The 19,029-nt window shown below is 61.2% G+C and carries 14 protein-coding genes; 7 read left to right on the forward strand and 7 right to left on the reverse strand.

Annotation, left to right across the window (positions count from 1 at the left end; all coding sequences use genetic code 11):
* Window positions 1-417, forward strand: coding sequence for a TfoX/Sxy family protein (locus AACL53_RS04665; RefSeq protein WP_339082977.1), 417 nt, complete (start codon window positions 1-3; stop codon window positions 415-417).
* Window positions 418-426: 9 nt separating this feature from the next.
* Here the strand turns inward: AACL53_RS04665 and AACL53_RS04670 are convergent, their stop codons facing one another.
* Window positions 427-2,295 (reverse strand): DEAD/DEAH box helicase, encoded by a 1,869-nt coding sequence (locus AACL53_RS04670; protein ID WP_339082979.1) that lies wholly within the window; start codon window positions 2,293-2,295, stop codon window positions 427-429.
* A 298-nt stretch (window positions 2,296-2,593) separates the two neighbouring features.
* Window positions 2,594-3,271 carry an aquaporin gene (locus tag AACL53_RS04675; RefSeq protein WP_339082981.1) on the reverse strand — a complete coding sequence of 226 codons (678 nt, stop codon included), beginning with the start codon at window positions 3,269-3,271 and terminating at the stop codon, window positions 2,594-2,596.
* 370 nt (window positions 3,272-3,641) lie between these two features.
* Here AACL53_RS04675 and AACL53_RS04680 point away from each other — a divergent pair, with 370 nt between their 5' ends.
* Window positions 3,642-5,051, forward strand: coding sequence for a fatty acid desaturase (locus tag AACL53_RS04680; protein WP_339082983.1), 1,410 nt, complete (start codon window positions 3,642-3,644; stop codon window positions 5,049-5,051).
* Window positions 5,052-5,108: 57 nt separating this feature from the next.
* Here AACL53_RS04680 and parE read toward each other — a convergent pair whose 3' ends face one another.
* Window positions 5,109-7,118 carry a DNA topoisomerase IV subunit B gene (parE, locus tag AACL53_RS04685; protein ID WP_339082985.1) on the reverse strand — a complete coding sequence of 670 codons (2,010 nt, stop codon included), beginning with the start codon at window positions 7,116-7,118 and terminating at the stop codon, window positions 5,109-5,111.
* Between the two features lie 170 nt (window positions 7,119-7,288).
* Window positions 7,289-8,140 (reverse strand): pantoate--beta-alanine ligase, encoded by an 852-nt coding sequence (gene panC / locus AACL53_RS04690; RefSeq protein ID WP_339082987.1) that lies wholly within the window; start codon window positions 8,138-8,140, stop codon window positions 7,289-7,291.
* 166 nt (window positions 8,141-8,306) lie between these two features.
* On the opposite strand from panC, the gene putA reads away from it, so the two are divergent.
* Entirely contained in the window at window positions 8,307-11,489 is a 3,183-nt protein-coding gene (putA, locus tag AACL53_RS04695; RefSeq protein WP_339082989.1) for a bifunctional proline dehydrogenase/L-glutamate gamma-semialdehyde dehydrogenase PutA, read from the forward strand.
* Window positions 11,490-11,542: 53 nt separating this feature from the next.
* On the opposite strand, the gene AACL53_RS04700 is transcribed toward putA, so the two are convergent.
* Window positions 11,543-11,881 carry a cupin domain-containing protein gene (locus tag AACL53_RS04700; RefSeq protein ID WP_339086884.1) on the reverse strand — a complete coding sequence of 113 codons (339 nt, stop codon included), beginning with the start codon at window positions 11,879-11,881 and terminating at the stop codon, window positions 11,543-11,545.
* 108 nt (window positions 11,882-11,989) lie between these two features.
* Window positions 11,990-13,720: a serine hydrolase gene (locus AACL53_RS04705; RefSeq protein WP_339082991.1), complete on the reverse strand. Its 1,731-nt coding sequence runs from the start codon at window positions 13,718-13,720 to the stop codon at window positions 11,990-11,992.
* An 823-nt stretch (window positions 13,721-14,543) separates the two neighbouring features.
* Here AACL53_RS04705 and clpS point away from each other — a divergent pair.
* The 4 genes from clpS to AACL53_RS04725 all read left to right on the forward strand — a co-directional run bounded on the left by clpS (window position 14,544) and on the right by AACL53_RS04725 (window position 18,535).
* A complete protein-coding gene (gene clpS / locus AACL53_RS04710) occupies window positions 14,544-14,897 on the forward strand; it encodes an ATP-dependent Clp protease adapter ClpS (protein ID WP_092866355.1) in 354 nt (117 codons plus the stop codon).
* Between the two features lie 7 nt (window positions 14,898-14,904).
* Window positions 14,905-17,361: an ATP-dependent Clp protease ATP-binding subunit ClpA gene (gene clpA, locus AACL53_RS04715; protein WP_339082993.1), complete on the forward strand. Its 2,457-nt coding sequence runs from the start codon at window positions 14,905-14,907 to the stop codon at window positions 17,359-17,361.
* 82 nt (window positions 17,362-17,443) lie between these two features.
* Window positions 17,444-17,671 carry a hypothetical protein gene (locus tag AACL53_RS04720; RefSeq protein ID WP_339082995.1) on the forward strand — a complete coding sequence of 76 codons (228 nt, stop codon included), beginning with the start codon at window positions 17,444-17,446 and terminating at the stop codon, window positions 17,669-17,671.
* A 183-nt stretch (window positions 17,672-17,854) separates the two neighbouring features.
* Window positions 17,855-18,535, forward strand: a complete 681-nt coding sequence (locus tag AACL53_RS04725) for a GNAT family N-acetyltransferase (RefSeq protein WP_339082997.1) — start codon at window positions 17,855-17,857, stop codon at window positions 18,533-18,535.
* A gap of 48 nt (window positions 18,536-18,583) precedes the next feature.
* On the opposite strand, the gene AACL53_RS04730 is transcribed toward AACL53_RS04725, so the two are convergent.
* Window positions 18,584-19,003, reverse strand: a complete 420-nt coding sequence (locus AACL53_RS04730) for an HIT family protein (protein ID WP_339082999.1) — start codon at window positions 19,001-19,003, stop codon at window positions 18,584-18,586.
* Window positions 19,004-19,029 lie beyond the last annotated feature (26 nt).

The following is a 19,029-nucleotide window of genomic DNA, read 5'->3' on the forward strand; positions in this document are numbered from 1 at the left end:
ATGTCCGCCAATGACGAAATTCTCGAAATTCTGAAGGATGCGCTGAGCCGTGCGGGCTCGGTTCGCGGGCGGTGCATGTTTGGCGGCGTCGGCGTTTATCTGGACGGCATCTTCTTCGCGATCATCGACGACGGTGCGATCTATCTCAAGACGTCGGACGAGACACGGCCGAGGTTCGCGGCCGAAGGCTCGCGCGCGTTCTCGTACATGACGAAGAACGGCCGCGCGGAACTGCATTCCTATTGGCTACTTCCCGATCGACTCCTCGACGATGCGGAGGAGTTACGAGACTGGGCATCCGGGTCGGTCGCGGCGGCGAAGCATGCGGCTTCGCAGCCAAAGCGCAAAGTTACGCCGGCACGCGCCGTGAAGGCGAGGCCGGCGAAACGAATTGCGAAGCCGAAGAATAAACGCTGAACGTTAGCTTCAGCCGCGTCCCGGGACTTTCATCGGACGCGGTGGCTTACGCATGAACGCGGGCACGTTCTCGGCAAAGCCCAAGCGCTCATCACCCTTGTGAGAGGGCTGCTGCTTACGGGGCGCTTCTCTCGCCGCTTCCCGCTTCTCCGGCCGCTCATGGGCATGGCGTGCCTGTCGCGCGGGTGCGGGTTCGTCCGTCCACGCATCGGGAGCGGGTTTCGGACGCTGAGGCCGGCGTCCCGGTTCTGTGGACCGGCGAGGATGTTCGGCCCGTACGTGCTCGGATCTTGGGTGATCAACGCTTGGCTGATCAGATCTCGAGTTTTCCGATCTCCGGTTCTCAGATCTCTGGTTCTCAGGCCTCGGTTGCTCGGATCGTGAATGCTCCGATGATCTCGAGCGCTCGGATCTTGCGTGTTGGGGCCGTGGCTGGTCGGATTGCGGTTGTGGCGCTCTCTCCGGGCGAGGCGTGCGTTTGCGCTCCTGGCGCTCCGGGCGGTGCGGTTGCTCCATCGGCTCCGCATGCCCCGGCTGAGCGTGCTCGTACTCCGGCTGGTGAGCGATGTGCTCGGGTGGTTCCCGACGCTCGGGTCCGCGGTCTTTATGTTCCCGGTGTTCCGGCGGGCGGCTAGCTCGTTGGGCTGCCTGCGGAGGTCTCCGTGATTTATCGGGGCCCGAGCTTTGGCCGCGTCCACCGCGACCGCGGCGGCGTTTGCCGGCGCCTGCGATATCCTCTTCGGTCGGCGGATCGCCGAGCCAGACAGCGGTTTCGGCGGTGACCTTTTCGATGTCCTTTACGAACTTCAGGTCGTCCGGGCTTACGAGCGAAATCGAATGGCCTTCGTGACCGGCGCGTCCGGTTCTGCCGATGCGATGCACGTAATCGTCTGCGGCCCAGGGGAGGTCGAAGTTGAAGACGTGGGACACTTCCGGGATGTCGAGGCCGCGCGCCGCAACATCGGACGCAGCGAGCAGCATGATGTCGCCCGAACGAAATTTGTCGAGGGTTTCCATGCGGCTCGCCTGATCCATATCGCCGTGAAGCGCGCCGGCGTTGAATCCGTGCTTTGTCAGCGATTTGAAGAGGACGGCGACGTCACGCTTGCGGTTGCAGAAGATGATGGCGTTCTTGACGTTGCCGTCGCGGATCAAATTGCGCAGGACGTCGCGCTTCGCCCAGTCTTCGCCGTTCGAGCAATAGACGAAGCGCTGCGTGATGGTCTTCGCGGTCGTCGCGGGCTTTGCGACTTCGATCCGCTCGGGATCGTTCAGGAACTGATTGACGAGCCGCGTGATCTCCGGCGGCATCGTTGCCGAGAAGAAGAGCGTCTGGCGCCGTGGCGGCAGAAGCTTGCAGATTTTCTCGATGTCCGGAATGAAGCCCATGTCGAGCATGCGGTCGGCTTCGTCGATGACGAGGATCTCGACGCCCATCAGCATGACGCGGCCACGCCCGAAATGGTCGAGAAGCCGGCCCGGGGTCGCGATCAGAACGTCGACGCCACGATCAAGCTTCTTGACCTGGTCGTCCATCGAAACGCCGCCGATGAGGAGCGCGACCTGCAGCTTGTGATTTACACCGTATTTTTCGAAACTCTGCGCGACCTGGGCAGCAAGCTCTCGGGTCGGAGCGAGGATCAGCGAACGGGGCATCCGAGCCCGCGCGCGGCCGGTTTCGAGGCGCGTGATCATCGGGAGAACGAACGAAGCCGTTTTTCCTGTGCCCGTCTGGGCGATGCCGAGCACGTCTCGACCGGTTACGGCAACCGGGATGGCGGCGGCTTGAATCGGGGTGGGGTTTGCGTAACCCGCAGCCGTTATGGCCGCTTGAACCTTGGGCGAAAGCCCTAGGTCAGCGAACGTCTTGGTTTCCAAAAGTCAGTATCTCCATCTGCACAGCTCGGATGGTCCGGCGCAACGCAGCGTCAGACAGTCTTTCAAGAGCGCAGGGGGAACGGGTGCCGAAAGGACCTAAGCCGAAATAGGAGTGCGGATCAAAAAGCATTTAAAAAATGCGCAAATCGATCCCCTGCGCTCCGGCACATTCGCGTGCTCGCATACATCTCGGCCTGGCGCAAGGGAAACTCGCCGGTTTAGGCCTCTGAACCCGCGGGGTTGTGTCACAGGCGAGGAAAGGATGAGCGAATTCGGCCGCTTGCCCAGGATATCGGCATTACGCGTCGGCCTTTAGCAGCCACCTTCCGAATAGGCCACCAATAATGCCACCGAGGATGGGGGCGGCAAAGAACACCCAGACCTGCGACAGGGGCTCCCCACCGGCATAGACCGCCGGTCCGAAGCTTCGGGCAGGGTTGACCGACGTATTGGAGATTGGGATCGACATGATGTGGATCGCGGTCAGGGCCAGACCGATGGCCGCGGGGGCAAGAAGGGCAGGTCCATTCGGCCTGGTTACGCCCATGATGACAACGAGGAAAAATGCGGTCAGCACAGTCTCAAGAATGAAGACCTCGGACAGGGTCGCCTTGAGCATCGAGAGTTCGCCGTAGCCGTTGGCCGCGAAGGTTGGGCTGGTGTGCCCGACGAGCGAGAAGATTCCGCACGCGGCGCATGCTCCGATGAGCTGCGCCAGAATGTAGAAGACTGCTGTTCCAATGTTGAAACGCCCGCCTGCAACGAGACCAAGCGTTACGGCCGGATTGTAATGTCCGCCTGACACATGACCGATAGCGAAAGCGGTCACCATGACGGTTATGCCGATGCAGAAGGCTACGCCGATAATGCCTGCGGCCCCCGCTGGGGCTCCGAAGGAGTAAAATGCCGAGCCGAGGATGGCCGACATTAGCATAAATGTGCCGAATGTTTCGGCGGCGAGCGCCCGTATCTTCATTCCAAAAGCTCCTTGTCTTCCCTCGATTTTCTTATCGCGGCGCCTGATGTGAGCCGCGACCTGTACGGCGATCGTGGACGAGGATGAGCCACGGACGAATCGCTGCAGCCAGTTTTGATTGGTAGCGAGGCGTGAGCAATCGGTCAGCCGCGAAAAGCGGTCACAAATTGTATTGGGCAGAGAAGGGCTTATTTGTCGTATCAGCGAAAATGACTTTTGGATCAATAATCAGTGCCGTAGATATTTGTCGGGGGCGCAGATACCGGTCCGACACGCAGGTTCGCTAAAAGTCGATGGCGTCGCCTAGTGCGACGTGATTCTCAGGTTAGAGATACGCGAGCGCCGCTGAAATTCGCGAGGATCTCGATCGATGGCTGGAAGTGCTAATTCTTCGGTGAGTGACGCCAGTCTGACGATTCGCGGAGCCGCGACGAGTGGTGAAGCACGTCCGAAAGGCGTCCGCCGCGGTGATGCCATCCGAGATCTGAAGAAGCGGGACAACTACACGAACTTCCGCCATATCGCGTTTGTCTACCTCGTCATCGCTCTATCGATCGGCTTGACCATTTGGAGCTACGGCGCGGTCGCGGAGGCAGGTCTCGGGTGGTGGTGGAATATCCCCATGACGCTGCTGTGCATCGCTGTGATCGGTGCATCGCAACACCAGTTCGGTGGCGTCATCCACGAGGGTACCCACTTCATCCTCTTCGAAAATAAGACGCTGAATGAACTGGTATCCGATTGGCTCGGCGGGTTTCCGATCTACACGTCGACGTTCCAATACCGGCTGCACCATCTCGCGCATCACCAATTCATTAACGACCCGCTCCGCGATCCCGATTGGGCCCAGCTCAATGAAAGCGGTCATGATCTCGACTTCCCGATCACTCATTTCGAGATGCTGAAGGAACTCGGGAAGCAGCTTTGGCTGCCGAACCTCTTCCGCTACATGATCGTGCGTGCCCGCTACAGCGCGCTCGGCACCGACAACAACCCGTATATGGACCGCGAGCACAAGGGCGAACGGCTGCCGACGCTGATGGGCGTCATTTACGCCGTGTCGGCGCCTGCCGCTGCGGTCACGCTCATCAAGTTGGGTCATGGCGCGTGGGCTTTCCCTGCGCTTGGCGTGATGACGGCCGCGGCTGTTGCGTACTTCTATTTTCTCGATGAGGAGAAGCTGCCGCATGCGCACGTCGAGACGGTGATCTCCCATCGGACGACGAACATCAGCCGCATCCTCTTCATGGCGATCCTATACTCCGCGCTCACGGGGATCGAAGTCGCGGGCTGGGGCCCCGCGTGGGCGTATTTCGGTCTGCTTTGGATCCTGCCTTTGTTCACGGCGTTCCCGCTCTTCATGATCATGCGCCAGTGGGTGCAGCACGGAAATGCCGATCGCGGACGTTACACGAATACTCGGGTGTTCCTGGTCAACCCGTTCATTCGTTACGCGGTGTTTCCGTTCGGCATGGATTATCACCTCCCGCACCACGTCTTCGCCTCGGTGCCCCACTACAAGCTCAAGGGCTTGCACGAGCTGCTGCTTCAGGATCCCGAATACCGAGACAAGGGGATCGTCGTTGAGGGCTACTTCAACTCGCCGCATGGCAACGCCGACGATCGCAATCCGACAGTCATCGAGGTTCTGGGTGAAAAGTACGCGCCGGAGGCGGGCGGTAACGTCTACGTCGATACCGATACGCTCGAATACGCAAAGGTGAGCGGCGCTGCTGCCATTTCGCGCGAGAGTGAAGCGTCTCTGCGCGACGGTACATAAAAAACGAGAGGAGCGTTTGCGCTCCCCTCGTTCAAGCTGCCAGCCTATCGTTTCGTCTTAGATGTCCAGGTCCTTCGCGAAAGCGGCGTGTTCCTGGATGAAGCGGTAGCGCGCTTCGGGCTTCGAGCCCATCAGCGCGTTGACGACGTCGCCCAATCCGCCACGCGCGTCTTCGCTGATGCCGACGCGCAGAAGCGTCCGCCGCTTCTTGTCCATCGTCGTCTCTTTGAGATCCTTGAAGTCCATCTCGCCGAGACCTTTGAAGCGCGTAACTTTCGGCTTCCGGCCCTTGAAGCGCGTGGCGATAAGTTCGTCGCGATGCGCTTCGTTGCGCGCATAGGCAACGTCGCTCTTGTCGGAGATTTTGTAGAGCGGCGGAACGGCCAGAAACAGGTGGCCGTTTTCAACGAGTTCCGGCGTTTCCTGATAGAAGAAGGTGATCAGCAGCGAGGCGATGTGGGCGCCGTCAACGTCGGCGTCCGTCATGATGATCACGCGCTCGTAGCGCAGATCCTCGTCGCGATATTTGGTGCCGGTGCCGACGCCGAGTGCCTGAATGAGATCAGCGAGCAGCTGGTTTTGTGACAGCTTCGCCGAGGACGCGTTGGCGACGTTCAGGATTTTGCCGCGCAGCGGCAGGATCGCCTGGGTTTCGCGATCGCGCGCGCTCTTGGCGCTGCCGCCGGCCGAGTCACCTTCAACGATGAAGATTTCCGTGCCTGCGGCCTGCTGGATCGAGCAGTCGGCAAGCTTGCCGGGGAGGCGCAATTTTCGCGTGGCGGATTGGCGGCCGACCTCTTTCTCGCGGCGGCGCTTCAAGCGCTCTTCGGACTGCTCGATGGTCCACTCGAGCAGTTTCGTCGCCTGTTGCGGGCTATCGGCGAGCCAGTGATCGAAGGCGTCGCGAACGGCTGTTTCGACGATCTTGGTTGCTTCGACGGACGCGAGCTTGTCCTTCGTCTGCCCTTGGAATTCGGGTTCGCGAATGAAGACCGACAGCATCGACGCCGCCGTGCCCATCACGTCTTCCGACGTGATCTGAATTGCTTTCTTGACGTTGACGAGTTCGCCATAGGCCCGGAGGCCCTTGTACAACGCCTGACGCAGGCCGTTCTCGTGCGTGCCGCCTTCGGCCGTGGGGATGGTGTTGCAGTAGGAGGATGAGAAGCCATCCTCGTCGGCAATCCAGGCCACAGCCCATTCGACCGATCCGTGACCGGCTTCCTTCTCGACCCGGCCCGAAAAGATGTCCTTGGTGACGCGCGCCTGTCCCTCGATCGACGACGTCAGGTAGTCGCTCAGACCGCCGGGGAAGTGGAACACCGCTTCGGCTGGGGTTTCGTCCTTGATGAGTTCGGGATCGCACTTCCAGCGGATTTCGACGCCGCCGAAAAGGTAGGCCTTCGAACGGGCCATTTTCATCAGGCGGGCGGCCTTGAACGCACAGCCTTTGCCGAAGATCTTCTCGTCCGGCTTGAAGCGCACTTTGGTGCCGCGCCGATTCATGATCGAGCCAAGCTTCTCGAGCTTGGTCTGGGGCTCGCCGCGCGAGAAGACCATGCGATAGAGCTGCTGGTCGCGCGCCACCTGGACTTCGAGCGTTTCAGACAGTGCGTTGACGACGGAGACGCCGACGCCGTGCAAACCGCCGGACGTGTTGTAGGCTTTCGAATCGAACTTGCCGCCAGCGTGCAGCACCGTCAGCACGACTTCGAGCGCGCTTTTGTTCTTGTATTTGGGGTGCGGGCCGATGGGGATGCCGCGGCCGTTGTCGGTGACGGTCAGGAAGCCGTCGGCCGAAAGTTCGACCTCGATCCACGTCGCGTGGCCGGCGACGGCTTCGTCCATCGAGTTATCGATCACCTCGGCGAAGAGGTGGTGCATGGCCTTTTCGTCAGTGCCGCCGATGTACATGCCAGGGCGGCGACGTACGGGCTCCAGGCCTTCGAGCACTTCGATGTCGTGCTCGCTATAGGCGCCCGTTTCGGCAGGCTTGCGTGCACGTGACGATTTTTCAGTCATTTCGTTATCGAATTCCGGAAAGAGGTCGGTTTGAGATCGGCTCATCTGCGGCCCTTGATCGTCTGTGGCGTGACCCAAACGTTCGGAAAGAAGCGGCGGGACGCCCGACAGCAGAAGCCGCTGAAGCGAATCTTGAGGGCTTCTTATAGCCTGAGCCGGGGTCATGCCACCATCGCGTTTGCGACTTGTGGCGGCACTGCAACGCGCCAAATGCCTTAGACTGCGACGTTATCGATCAATCGCGTCTTGCCGAGCCAAACAGCGGCCAGGACGCGCAGCGCCCGCCCGTCTGCCGCAGGCGGCACGGCCAGCGTTTCTGCGTCGCGGACCTCGATATAGTCAATTCTCGCAAACCCGGCTGCGATCAGCTTGCGCTTGGCGTTGGAGATGCCGGTCGGCACGTCCTCGCCATTTGCAACATCTTCGGCGAGCGAGGAAATCACGGCGTATAGTGCGGGGGCAATCTTGCGTTCGGCATCGCTCAGATAGGCATTGCGGGATGAAAGCGCCAGCCCGTCGATGTCACGCTTGGTCGCTCCGCCGATCAGCTTCACGGGGATGTTGAGATCGCCGACGACCTGTCGCAGCACGGCGAGCTGCTGATAATCTTTTTCGCCGAAAATCGCGATGTCGGGCGTGACCTGGTTGAAGAGCTTCGTGCATACCGTCGCCACGCCGTCGAAGTGGTTTGGACGGAACGCGCCGTCGAGATCCTTGGCAGCGCTCCCGGCGCGGACACCTGCGGAAAATCCCTCCGGATACATTTCCTCGACAGTCGGCACCCAAACGAGATTGGCGTCGGCATCGGCGAGCTTTATCAGGTCGCCAGCCTCGTCGCGCGGGTAACGCGAGAGATCTTCGGCTGGCCCGAACTGCGTGGGGTTGACAAAGATCGAAACGACGACCTTGTCGGCCTTCTTCCTGGCAAGCTTGACGAGCGTAAGATGGCCGGCGTGTAGCGCGCCCATCGTCGGCACGAGGGCGATCGTCTGGCCACGCTGGCGCCATTTCGAGGCGGCTTTTCGGAGGTCGCGCAGATTGCGGACGACTTTGATGATTTCGGACAAAGCTGAGGCCCAGATGAGATTGCAGGGCAGTGGTGCAGGGATTACGGGCAAGTCGTCAAGTGGACAAGCTGATGGCCGTTTTTTCAGCCGCAGGCGCAGGCCCCTCAATCTGCTAATATTGGCGCTGGGCGAATCGCTGTGAGCGCCTTTTATCAGCGAGAACATTATGGTCGCGACATTGCGGCGCGAGGATAGCGTGACACAACGGGGTCTCCCGTCACGGGACGAGTTCGCCGCGCAGTATCTCATGGACGAGCCGCGGCTCGTCGGTGCTCTGATCGAACGCGCGCTCTTCACCGAGGACGAGCGGCGGCGGACCGCGGACGTGGCGCGGCGGCTCGTGCATGCGGCGCGGGCGGACAAGGCGAGCCACGCCGGTGTCGATGCGTTCATGCACGAATACGGCTTGGCGACGGACGAAGGCGTGATCCTGATGTGCCTCGCCGAGGCGCTCTTGCGCATTCCGGACGCCGAGACGGCCAACGCTTTCATCGCAGACAAAATTTCCGGCGGCGCGTGGGAGAAGCATCGCGGGCATTCGGAGAGCCTCTTTGTCAACGCTTCGACTTGGGGCTTGATGCTGACGGGCCGCATCATGCGGCTCAGGGAAGCCAAGGGCGCAAACCCTCTGCAGGCGATGAAGCGCCTCGTGGCGCGCTCGGGCGAGGGAACTATCCGGCTCGCCATTCGCCAGGCCGTGCGGCTTCTCGGCGAGCAGTTCGTGCTCGGCTCGACGATCGAGGCAGCGCTATCGCGGTCGCGAGCATTCGCGGAAAAGGGCTACCGGTTCTCCTACGATATGCTCGGAGAGACAGCCCGATCCAAGCAGGATGCGGAGCGCTATTTTCAACGTTACATGGCGGCGATCGATGCGGTCGGCGCGGATGCCGGGCCTTTTGCGACGCCGCATGCGGATGCGATTTTCGACCGGCCGTCCATCTCGGTGAAGCTTTCAGCGCTTCATCCGCGTTTCGAGCCCGGCAAGGAACATCGTCTCAGGGCCGAGCTTGCGCCGCTGCTCCTGACGCTCGCGCGTGCAGCCCGGGCGAAAGGCTTGGGTTTGACCGTCGACGCGGAAGAGCAGGACCGGCTCGATATCACCGCGGATCTCTTCGGCGAAACGCTCGTCAGTCCGCACCTCGAGGGATGGAACGGTCTCGGCATCGCCGTGCAGGCTTACGGCAAGCGGGCCATCCCGATGCTCCGCTGGCTGCGCCGTCTCAGCGAGAAGACCGGCAAGCGTATCCCGGTGCGCCTCGTCAAGGGCGCCTACTGGGACAGCGAAATCAAATGGGCGCAGGAGCGCGGCTTCGAGGATTATCCGGTTTTCACGCGAAAGCTGCATACGGACGTTTCCTATCTAGCGGCAATGCGGCTGCTGATCTCCGATTCCGCAGCATTCTATCCGCAGTTTGCGACCCACAACGCGCACACGATCGCGGCGGCGTCGGTTGCGGGCGGCGCGGTCGAATTCGAATATCAGCGGCTGCACGGCATGGGTGAAGCGCTCTACGAACAGGTCATCGGCGAGGGCAAGTTCGGCCGAGCATGCCGGATCTACGCGCCCGTCGGCGGGCATGAAGATTTGCTCGGCTATCTCGTGCGCCGCTTACTCGAAAACGGCGCCAACACATCGTTCGTCAACCGGCTGGGCGATGAGGAAATGTCAATTTCCGAAATCATCGCCGATCCGGTCGAGATCGCCGATCGGGAGTTCACCTCGGGCGAGCGCGTCAAGCTGATCACGCGGCCGCGGGATATCTTTCTGCCCGAGCGGAAGAACAGCGCTGGATTGGCGCTGGTGCAGGCGAGCGTACGCGATGGCATTCAAGCGGACATCGCGAAGATTCTGAAGGCTCCCTTTTTGGCTGGGCCTATCGTCAACGGCACGGTCACGGCCGGCGGCGATGCGGCCGCGATCTCTTTATCGCCGCACGATCATCGCGATCGTATTGGTACGGTGCGGCTCGCAACGCCGCAGCATCTCGAGGATGCGATTTTCTCGGCGGTGAATAGCGCGCCGCGCTGGGAGAAAACGGATGCGGCGGAGCGCGCACGCATTCTGGAAGCTGCGGCCGAACTTTTCGAAAGGGATCGCGCGGTTTTGATGGCCGCGCTCGTTCGCGAGGCGGGGAAAACGATCGAGGCCGCGCAGTCGGAGGTTCGCGAGGCGGTCGATTATCTTCGCTACTACGCGATCGAGGCGCGGCGGCTCTTTTCCGATCCGGTTGTGCTCAAAGGTCCGACGGGCGAGGAAAACACGCTGTCGCTCAGAGGCCGCGGCGTGTTTGCGTGCATTTCGCCGTGGAATTTCCCCATCGCGATCTTTACGGGGCAAGTCGCGGCGGCGCTCGCGGCCGGCAACGCCGTCATCGCGAAGCCAGCCGAGCAGACGCCAATCGCGGGATTTCTTGCGGTGAAGCTGCTGCAAGAGGCTGGTGTGCCTCGCGATGTGCTGCATCTCGTAACGGGCGGCGGCAAGCTCGGAGAGGCCATCGTCAAAGATGCGCGCATTCAGGGTGTAGCGTTCACCGGCTCCAACGAAACCGCTTGGGCCATTCAGCGGGCGCTCGCCGATCGTCGCGGCGCGATCGTGCCGTTCATTGCGGAGACGGGCGGCATCAATGCCATGATCGCGGATTCGTCGGCTCTTCCCGAGCAGGTTGTCCGCGACGCGGTGCGGTCGGCTTTCGATAGCGCCGGCCAGCGCTGCTCGGCGGCCCGCGTTCTTTTCGTGCAGGACGACAACGCGCCGCGTATCCGCTCAATGCTGGCGGGCGCCATCGAGGCGCTCGATGTAGGCGATCCGCTCGATTATGCGACGGACATCGGTCCCGTTATCGATGAAACGGCGCAGGATGCTCTGGAGAGCCATAAAGTCCGCATGCAGCGCGAGGGTCGCGAGATCATCGATCTGGCGATGCCGGAAGCGTGCCGCGCTGGGACCTACGTCACGCCGTCGCTCTATGAAATCGATCGCCTGAGCAAACTCGACCATGAAGTGTTCGGGCCGATCCTCCATATGATCCGGTACGAGCGCGGGCATTTGGATAAGGTCGTTGCGGCGCTGAATACGACCGGGCACGGGCTGACGCTCGGCCTGCATAGCCGTATCGAGAGCGTTGCAGATTACGTCGCGGAGAATGCCCGGGTCGGCAATCTTTACGTCAACCGCAATCAGATCGGCGCCGTCGTCGGCGTTCAGCCTTTCGGGGGTGAGGGGCTTTCGGGCACCGGTCCCAAAGCGGGCGGTCCCAACTATCTGGCGCGGTTTGCGACCGAGCGCGTGCGGGCGACGGACATTACCGCGACCGGCGGCAACTACACGTTGCTCAGCGGGAAGGGGTAGTTCGACTTTGGGGTCGGCGGCCCACATTTGCGGGCCTGCCGCCAGCGCGGTCGCTATTCGTAAAACGCATAAAATTTCTTGGCGGGTTCAACGATTTCCCACGTGCCCGTGAAGCCTGCGGGTGTCAGGAATGCGTCGCCTGCGCGGAAAGTCGCCTCGGAGCCGTCGTCGCCTCGGACGACGATGACGCCTTCGAGAAGGTGGCAGAATTCACTTTCTGAGAAAACGACGCGCCAGGTTCCCGGCTCGCTGCTCCAGATGCCGCTGTTGAAGCGGCCGTCCGCGCTTTGAAACAAGTTCTGCGCGCTTTGAACCGGATCGCCGGCCGTGATGCGCTCGGCCGCCGGGCGGTAAACTTCGGGAGCGGGCAGATTGCCCTGAAAGAGGATCAGCTTCGGAAATTCTGGATTGGCGGACACGGATGAACCTTCGTTGACGGATTGTCCGCAACGGTACGACGCGCCCGCTTCGGTGGGCAAGCCTGTGATGGCTAAGCGTCGTCAGTCGCCCGCCATCACGAAGCAATCGACGGATTGCCGGCGAAGGGCGTTGCAGGTGGTTGTCGCCCGGTCTGCGTCAAAGCCGGTGAAGCGCGCACGAAAGACTTGGCGGCCGTCTTTCTGGGCGGGATGCGTGACCGTGGGGATGCCGGCGAGAAGTTTGCCTGCACGGCCTTGAACGTTCGTGAGGGCACGCTGCGCATCGTCAATCGAGCCATAGGCGCCGATTTGCACAGTGTACCGGCCACCGGCGGCTTTCTTGCCGGCGTTCCTTGGCTCGTAGCTTCCTTGGGTGGAAGCCAGGTGGATCGCGCTTGCCTGTGCGCCAAGCGTGGACGGCGGCAGTCCACGGATCACGGGTGCGGCATGCGACCCGGTGCTCGCACTCTTCTGCTTCGTCCGGGTGATGGGCTTCGCGTCGGCTGCTGGTGAAGCTGCTGGAGACGCTGCTGGGGCTTCTGCGATTGCAGCTGTCGCACGGTAGGGCTCAGCGTCCGAAGCGTTCAGCATTGCGAGCTGAGTGCCGCCGGTCTGACGGCTCGCCGTCGAGGGCATTTCGTTCGGAGCCGGCATGCCTGCTCCGCGGTCGGACCCCGCGAGGTTGGCGGGTGCGAAGGGACGAAGGACTATGTCCTCAGCTGGAGTATCCTGACCTGCCGGATTGTGGCTGGCGGTGTCGTCAGCCACACGAACGAGGTCGGACCTCGTGGAGGTGCCACGCGGTGGCGGCGTGTTGCGGTCGGGTCTGCGATCCGACGCTTCCATGTCGGTTGTTTCTTCCGGGGATGACGGGGCGGGGCGTGCTTTCGGCACCATGGGCACGGCGCGAACCTTGAAGATTTGGACTGGCGTTTCAGGCTCTGCAGCCGAAGAAGGCTCGGCGCTCGGCTGCTGCCGGGGGGCAGGGGGCGCTGCTTCTGCAACCTCGGTCGGCCGCGGCTTGCGGTCGACAGGGCGTTGCGCTGCCTTGGGCTCGTTCTTCAGGCGTGCGAATTGCGTGGGCTTTCGGGTCTTCTGAGCTGAGGCCCGCGAGGCCATCCGCGTCAGAAGAACCCGCATTTCGGCATTTCGCTCGGCGGCGGTGTCACCGCCGAAGACGACACCGATGAGATGGTGGTCGCCCCGGCGCCACGAGGTCACGAGATTGAAGCCCGAGGCGCGCGTGTAGCCGGTTTTGATCCCGTCGATGCCTGCGAAATTGTTCAGCATCGTATTGTGATTGCGGAAGTTTTTGCCTCCATACGCGAATGTGCGGGTGGCGAAGAGCGGGTAATAGGACGGAAAATCGTCCTGCAGACGCAGGGCAAGCGTCGCCATATCTCGAGCGGTCGTTACCTGAGCGTTGTTTGGGAGGCCCGAGGCATTCTCGAAATGCGTCTTAGACATGCCGATCTCACGGGCACGGGCATTCATCAGGCGAACGAAATTGGCCTCCGAGCCGCCGACCTTCTCGGCGAGCGCTACGGCGATGTCGTTGGCGGATTTTGTGATGACGGCCCTGATGGCGTCAGAGACCGTGATTTGCTCGCCTGGGGCGAGGTCGAGCTTCGAGGGTGCGACACTGGCGGCTGCCGTGGAGATCGTCAGCCGGTCGGACATCTTCAGGCGCCCAGACTGGAGCGTCTCGAAGGTCATATAAAGGGTCATCATCTTCGTGAGAGATGCCGGATGCCGGAGCGCATCGCCGTCCGCGTCGTGCAGGACGGTGCCCGTATTGGCATCAAGAATCAAAGCTGCGTGGCGATTCCCCCCGGCGGCGCTTGCGCTTCCCAGGAACACACCAAACACAACTGCAAAAGCCGGCGCATAGGCCAACGCTCGTCGCAACAAGACGCTAATTCCCTCTGCCGCTCGTGCTGAGCGGTTGTTTTGACAACCCTAATCCACGGGTTGGCGTTAAAGGCTCCCGTGGAAGGCCCCGCAGTCAACGATGAAAGCAGAGCACTGTTTTTGGGCACCTTTTGGGCGCCCCCGAATTTTTCGGCGCCCGCAGAGATGCTCGGGGAAGTGTATGGTCCGAGGACTGCAGCAGGGTTAAAGAACGCGGTAAAAATTCCCTATCGCGCTGTCTCAATTTCGCTCGCCAAGCCCGCGTTCGGAGGGCAAGCTTAGGAGCCTGTTCGTGGACTCGGCAGACTTCAAGGCCGGGGGCAAGGCGGGAGTTCAACCTGAGGTTCGGCGTGATGCTGGGGAAAGCCCTGCACTCCGGGCGGAGCGCCGGGCCTGACATCGGTCGCCGTTCAGGCAAACCGGAACTTGAAGGGAGTTTCGTCATTCAATTGTTGGAAATGCCAGATGCGTCACTCGGCTCGTTCTATTTTTTGTTCGTCAGCGTGCCTATATTACGTGCTTGATGGAGACGGGTGTTAGCTTGAACATTTGGCGAGAAAGACGAGTGCCCCGCTGGGCACGCATTTGGGGAAGCGGGCGTTACTATTCTGCCTCCAACATGCACCCGATGCGGGATAGCTTTGGAACATCCGACGGATTCGGGTTTTCCCCGAGGCACGCGATGAAGACGGTGCAACTTATTCCCTCGTTGGCGGCCCACCGCATGGCCGCGAACAAGGACGACCCGCCCGATGGGCCGCGTCGCGATGACGGCGATGGCGAGTCGAAAACAGGTATCGTCACCAAGACCCGTCCAAAAACGAAGAAGCCGAACCTATATAAGGTTCTCCTGTTGAACGACGACTTCACGCCGATGGAGTTCGTGGTTCTGGTGCTGCAACGCTTCTTCAACAAGGGACAGGAGGATGCGACCCGCATCATGCTCCATGTTCACCACAAAGGAGTCGGGATTTGCGGGGTGTATACTTACGAGGTCGCCGAAACAAAGGTGACGCAGGTGATGGACTTTTCACGGCAGCATGGCCACCCTCTACAGTGCACCATGGAGAAAGAGTAGGACTCGATTGACATCGCTCTCCAAAAATCTTGAAGCCTCGCTGCACCGCGCTGTGCAGTATGCAAACGTCCGCCACCACGAGTTTGCGACGCTTGAGCATTTATTGCTCGCGCTCGTCGACGATCGTGACGCTGCTGCCGTTATGCGGGCCTGTTCCGTCGACATCGAGCAATTGCGTGCCCGATTGATCGAATATCTCGACACCGAGCTGAAGCCGATCGTGTCGAAATCAGCGCGCGACGCTCACCCGACGAATTCGTTCCAACGGGTCGTTCAGAGGGCGATCGTCCACGTCCAGACGTCGGGCCGGGAGGAGGTTACGGGCGCCAACGTGCTCGTCGGCATTTTCTCGGAACGCGAAAGCCACGCGGCGTATTTCCTGCAAGAGCAGGAAATGACACGCTTCGATGCTGTTCAATACATTGCTCATGGGATTGCAAAGCGGCCCGGCATGTTTGAGCCGCGGACCGTTCGTGGAGTCGATGACGACGTGAACGCAACCGAGGGTGAAGAGAAGAAGCCAGGCGATGCGCTCAACACGTATTGCGTGAACCTCAACAAGAAAGCCCGCGACGGCAAGATCGATCCGTTGATCGGCCGCGAGCAGGAGGTTATGCGCACCGTGCAGGTGCTCTGCCGCCGCCAGAAGAACAATCCGCTCTTCGTCGGCGACCCGGGCGTCGGTAAAACGGCAATTGCCGAAGGGTTGGCTCGCAAGATCGTCGGCGGTCAGGTGCCCGACGTTCTGAAGGGCGCAACGATCTTTGCGCTCGACATGGGCGCGCTCCTCGCTGGAACCCGCTATCGCGGTGATTTCGAGGAGCGGTTGAAGGCCGTTATGAAGGAAGTCGAAGCGTTCCCCGGCGCGGTTCTCTTCATCGACGAAATCCACACCGTGATCGGCGCGGGTGCGACTTCGGGCGGAGCTATGGACGCTTCGAATCTGCTGAAGCCTGCACTGCAGTCCGGTACGCTCCGCTGCATCGGTTCGACGACGTACAAAGAGTACCGGCAGCACTTCGAGAAGGATCGGGCACTCGTGCGCCGGTTCCAGAAGATCGATGTGAAGGAGCCGACTGTCGAGGATGCGATCGAGATTCTCAAAGGCCTGAAGTCGGTCTTCGAGGATTATCACAAGATCAAGTACACGAACGAAGCCATCAAGGCCGCGGTCGAGCTGTCGGCCCGGTACATCCACGACAGGAAGCTGCCGGACAAGGCGATCGACGTGATCGACGAGACCGGCGCTTCGCAGATGCTTGTTCCGGAAAACAAGCGGAAGAAGAAGATCACCACGAAGGAGATCGAGGCCACCGTTGCCGTCATGGCGCGGATTCCGCCGAAAACCGTCACGAAGAGCGATGCCGAAGTCATCGCTCATATCGGACGCGATCTGAAGCGGTTGGTGTTCGGTCAGGACAAGGCGATCGAAGCTCTTTCGAGCGCGATCAAGCTGGCGCGTGCCGGCCTGCGCGAGCCCGAGAAGCCGATCGGTTGCTATCTGTTCTCCGGTCCCACGGGCGTCGGCAAAACGGAAGTCGCCAAGCAGCTCGCCAACCTGATGGGCGTCGAGCTGCTGCGCTTCGACATGTCGGAATACATGGAGAAGCACACGGTTTCGCGTTTGATCGGCGCGCCTCCGGGGTACGTCGGGTTCGATCAGGGTGGCCTGCTGACCGATGGCATCGATCAGCATCCGCACTCGGTGCTGCTGCTCGACGAAATCGAGAAGGCGCATCCGGATCTGTTCAACATCCTCCTGCAGGTGATGGACCACGGCAAGCTCACGGACCACAACGGCAAGTCGGTCGATTTCCGCAACGTCGTTCTCATCATGACGACGAACGCGGGCGCGTCCGACATGGCCAAGCCGCCGATGGGCTTCAACCGTCAGAAGCGGGAAGGCGAGGATGCGGAAGCAGTGACGAAGCTGTTCACTCCGGAGTTCCGCAACCGTCTCGACGCCATTGTTCCGTTCGCGGGTCTGTCGCCCGAGATCATCGCGCAGGTCGTCGAGAAGTTCATCTTCCAGCTCGAAGCACAGCTCGCAGATCGCAGCGTTTCGATCGAACTGTCGGATGAGGCGACACGGTGGCTCGCCGAGAAGGGTTACGACGAGAAGTTCGGCGCGCGGCCGTTGTCTCGCGTCATCCAGGAATACATCAAGAAGCCGCTGGCTGAAGAGCTGCTGTTCGGCAAGCTCGAGAACGGCGGAACGGTGAAGGTTCTGGTCTCCGGCAAAGGCCCCGACCGGACTTTGGCCTTCGACTTCCTGCCGCTCGATCCTTCGAAGAAGGCCAAGACGCCGGAAGACGAAGAGACGGATGACGACGAGGATCTTCCGCAGCCGGTTCTTGCGGATGCGACGCCGAAGAAGGCGTTGCCCGGGCCGAAGGAGAAGGGTGAGAAGCCCAACGGGTCCGGTGCGGTGCCAAGCGTGCCGCGCAAGAAACGAGAAGAGTAAAGTTCAGCGGCACGACCTTCGGGTCGTGCCGTTTCTTTATGTGCCGAAGCCGTTATGATGGCCTGAAGGCCAGCGTGGTCGCATGATCTGGCTTACCGCTTTGCTTCTCGCGGGAATTTTCGGCTGGCTCGGAACCCGCTGGGTGGCGCCCATCCTGATCTGCGTCGTTGCCGGGTCGATGATTGCAGTCGATAGCATCGCTGCGAACGAATTTACGGCAAGCACGGCCGCGACGCTTGCGATGATCATCGCTGCGGTTTTGGTGGTGTGGGGTGGCAGCCGCGCCTTGCGGCGTTTGACTGCCGGTTAGCCGTCCTCGCACGATTGAAACGCGACGGCAGATCGTCCGGCGCGTTTTCTTATGTCCTCATGCTCGATGTTTGGTGCGGATGGCGTGCCGCCATGCTGGCCTTCCGGGCGGCTGTGGTTTGGTGTATGCGCCAAGAGATAGTGATCCATCCATCTATGAAAAATCGAAAGAAAGCACGGGAGCATGGGCCATGATCTTTCCTGCTGGACGCGCCGCCCGCGTCCGACGCGCGTTGTCATGGACGGTCGCTACACGCGGCTCGAACCGCTAGATCCGGCACGGCACGGAGATGCGTTGTTCGGACAATCGGCTGCTCGCGGGGCTGAAGAGCGTTTTCGCTATCTCTTCGAACCGCCGCCAGCGACAAGCGCCGATTTGCGGCCATGGCTCGATACGATGTCGCAAAGCCAAGACCCAATGTTCTGGGCGGTGGTTGATAAGACGAGCGGCCGCGCTGCCGGGCGGCAGGCCTTGATGCGCATCGAACCGGCCCACGGCGTTATCGAGATCGGATCGATCCTTTGGGGGCCGGCGATTGCGCGCACGCGCGTTGCTACTGAAGCGCTCTACCTCTTCGCGGCGCATATTTTCGAGGTTCTTGGCTATCGCCGTTTCGAATGGAAATGCCACAACGATAACGAGCCATCCAAGCGCGCCGCGCGCCGCTTCGGTTTCACCTACGAGGGCCTATTCCGTCAGCACATGGTGGCCAAAGGAGCCAACCGGGACACCGCCTGGTTTTCAATGCTGGACAAGGAATGGCCGGCCATTAAAGCGGCCTACGAGGATTGGCTGGCGCCGGAAAACTTTGACGAGGCTGGACGGCAGCGGGCGCGATTGAGGGCCGCCGCTGCGCTTGAATAAGGGGCGGAAACTGCTCGACGACAAACCGGCAATCTCGGCGCGGAATTTTCAGGCGAGCGCAGCCTTCAGTTTTTCGGCGTTAGCGGCCAGCACGGAACCTTCTTCCATGCTCCGCGCGTGGATGTGCAGCGGCTTACCTTCGTAGCGGGGTATGACGTGGAAATGCAGGTGAAAGACCGTCTGGCCGCCCGCCGTTTCATTGAATTGTGCGATGCTGACTCCGTCGGCATTGAAGGCGGATTTCGCGGCGACGGCGACCTTCTGAACGAGTGGAATGATCTTCGCCAGCACCGCCGGGTCGGCATCGAGAAGATTGCGGGACTGAGCCTTCGGGAGGATCAACGTGTGACCCGGCGACTGGGGCATCACGTCCATGAAGACGATCGCATCGGCATCCTCGTAGACTTTGTGGCACGGAATTTCGCCGCGCAGGATCTTCGCGAAGATGTTGTTTGCGTCGTACGACATGGTGTTCCGCTCGGCTTAATATGACT

The sequence above is a fragment of the Hyphomicrobium sp. ghe19 genome, from assembly GCF_902712875.1.
Lineage (GTDB): Bacteria > Pseudomonadota > Alphaproteobacteria > Rhizobiales > Hyphomicrobiaceae > Hyphomicrobium_B.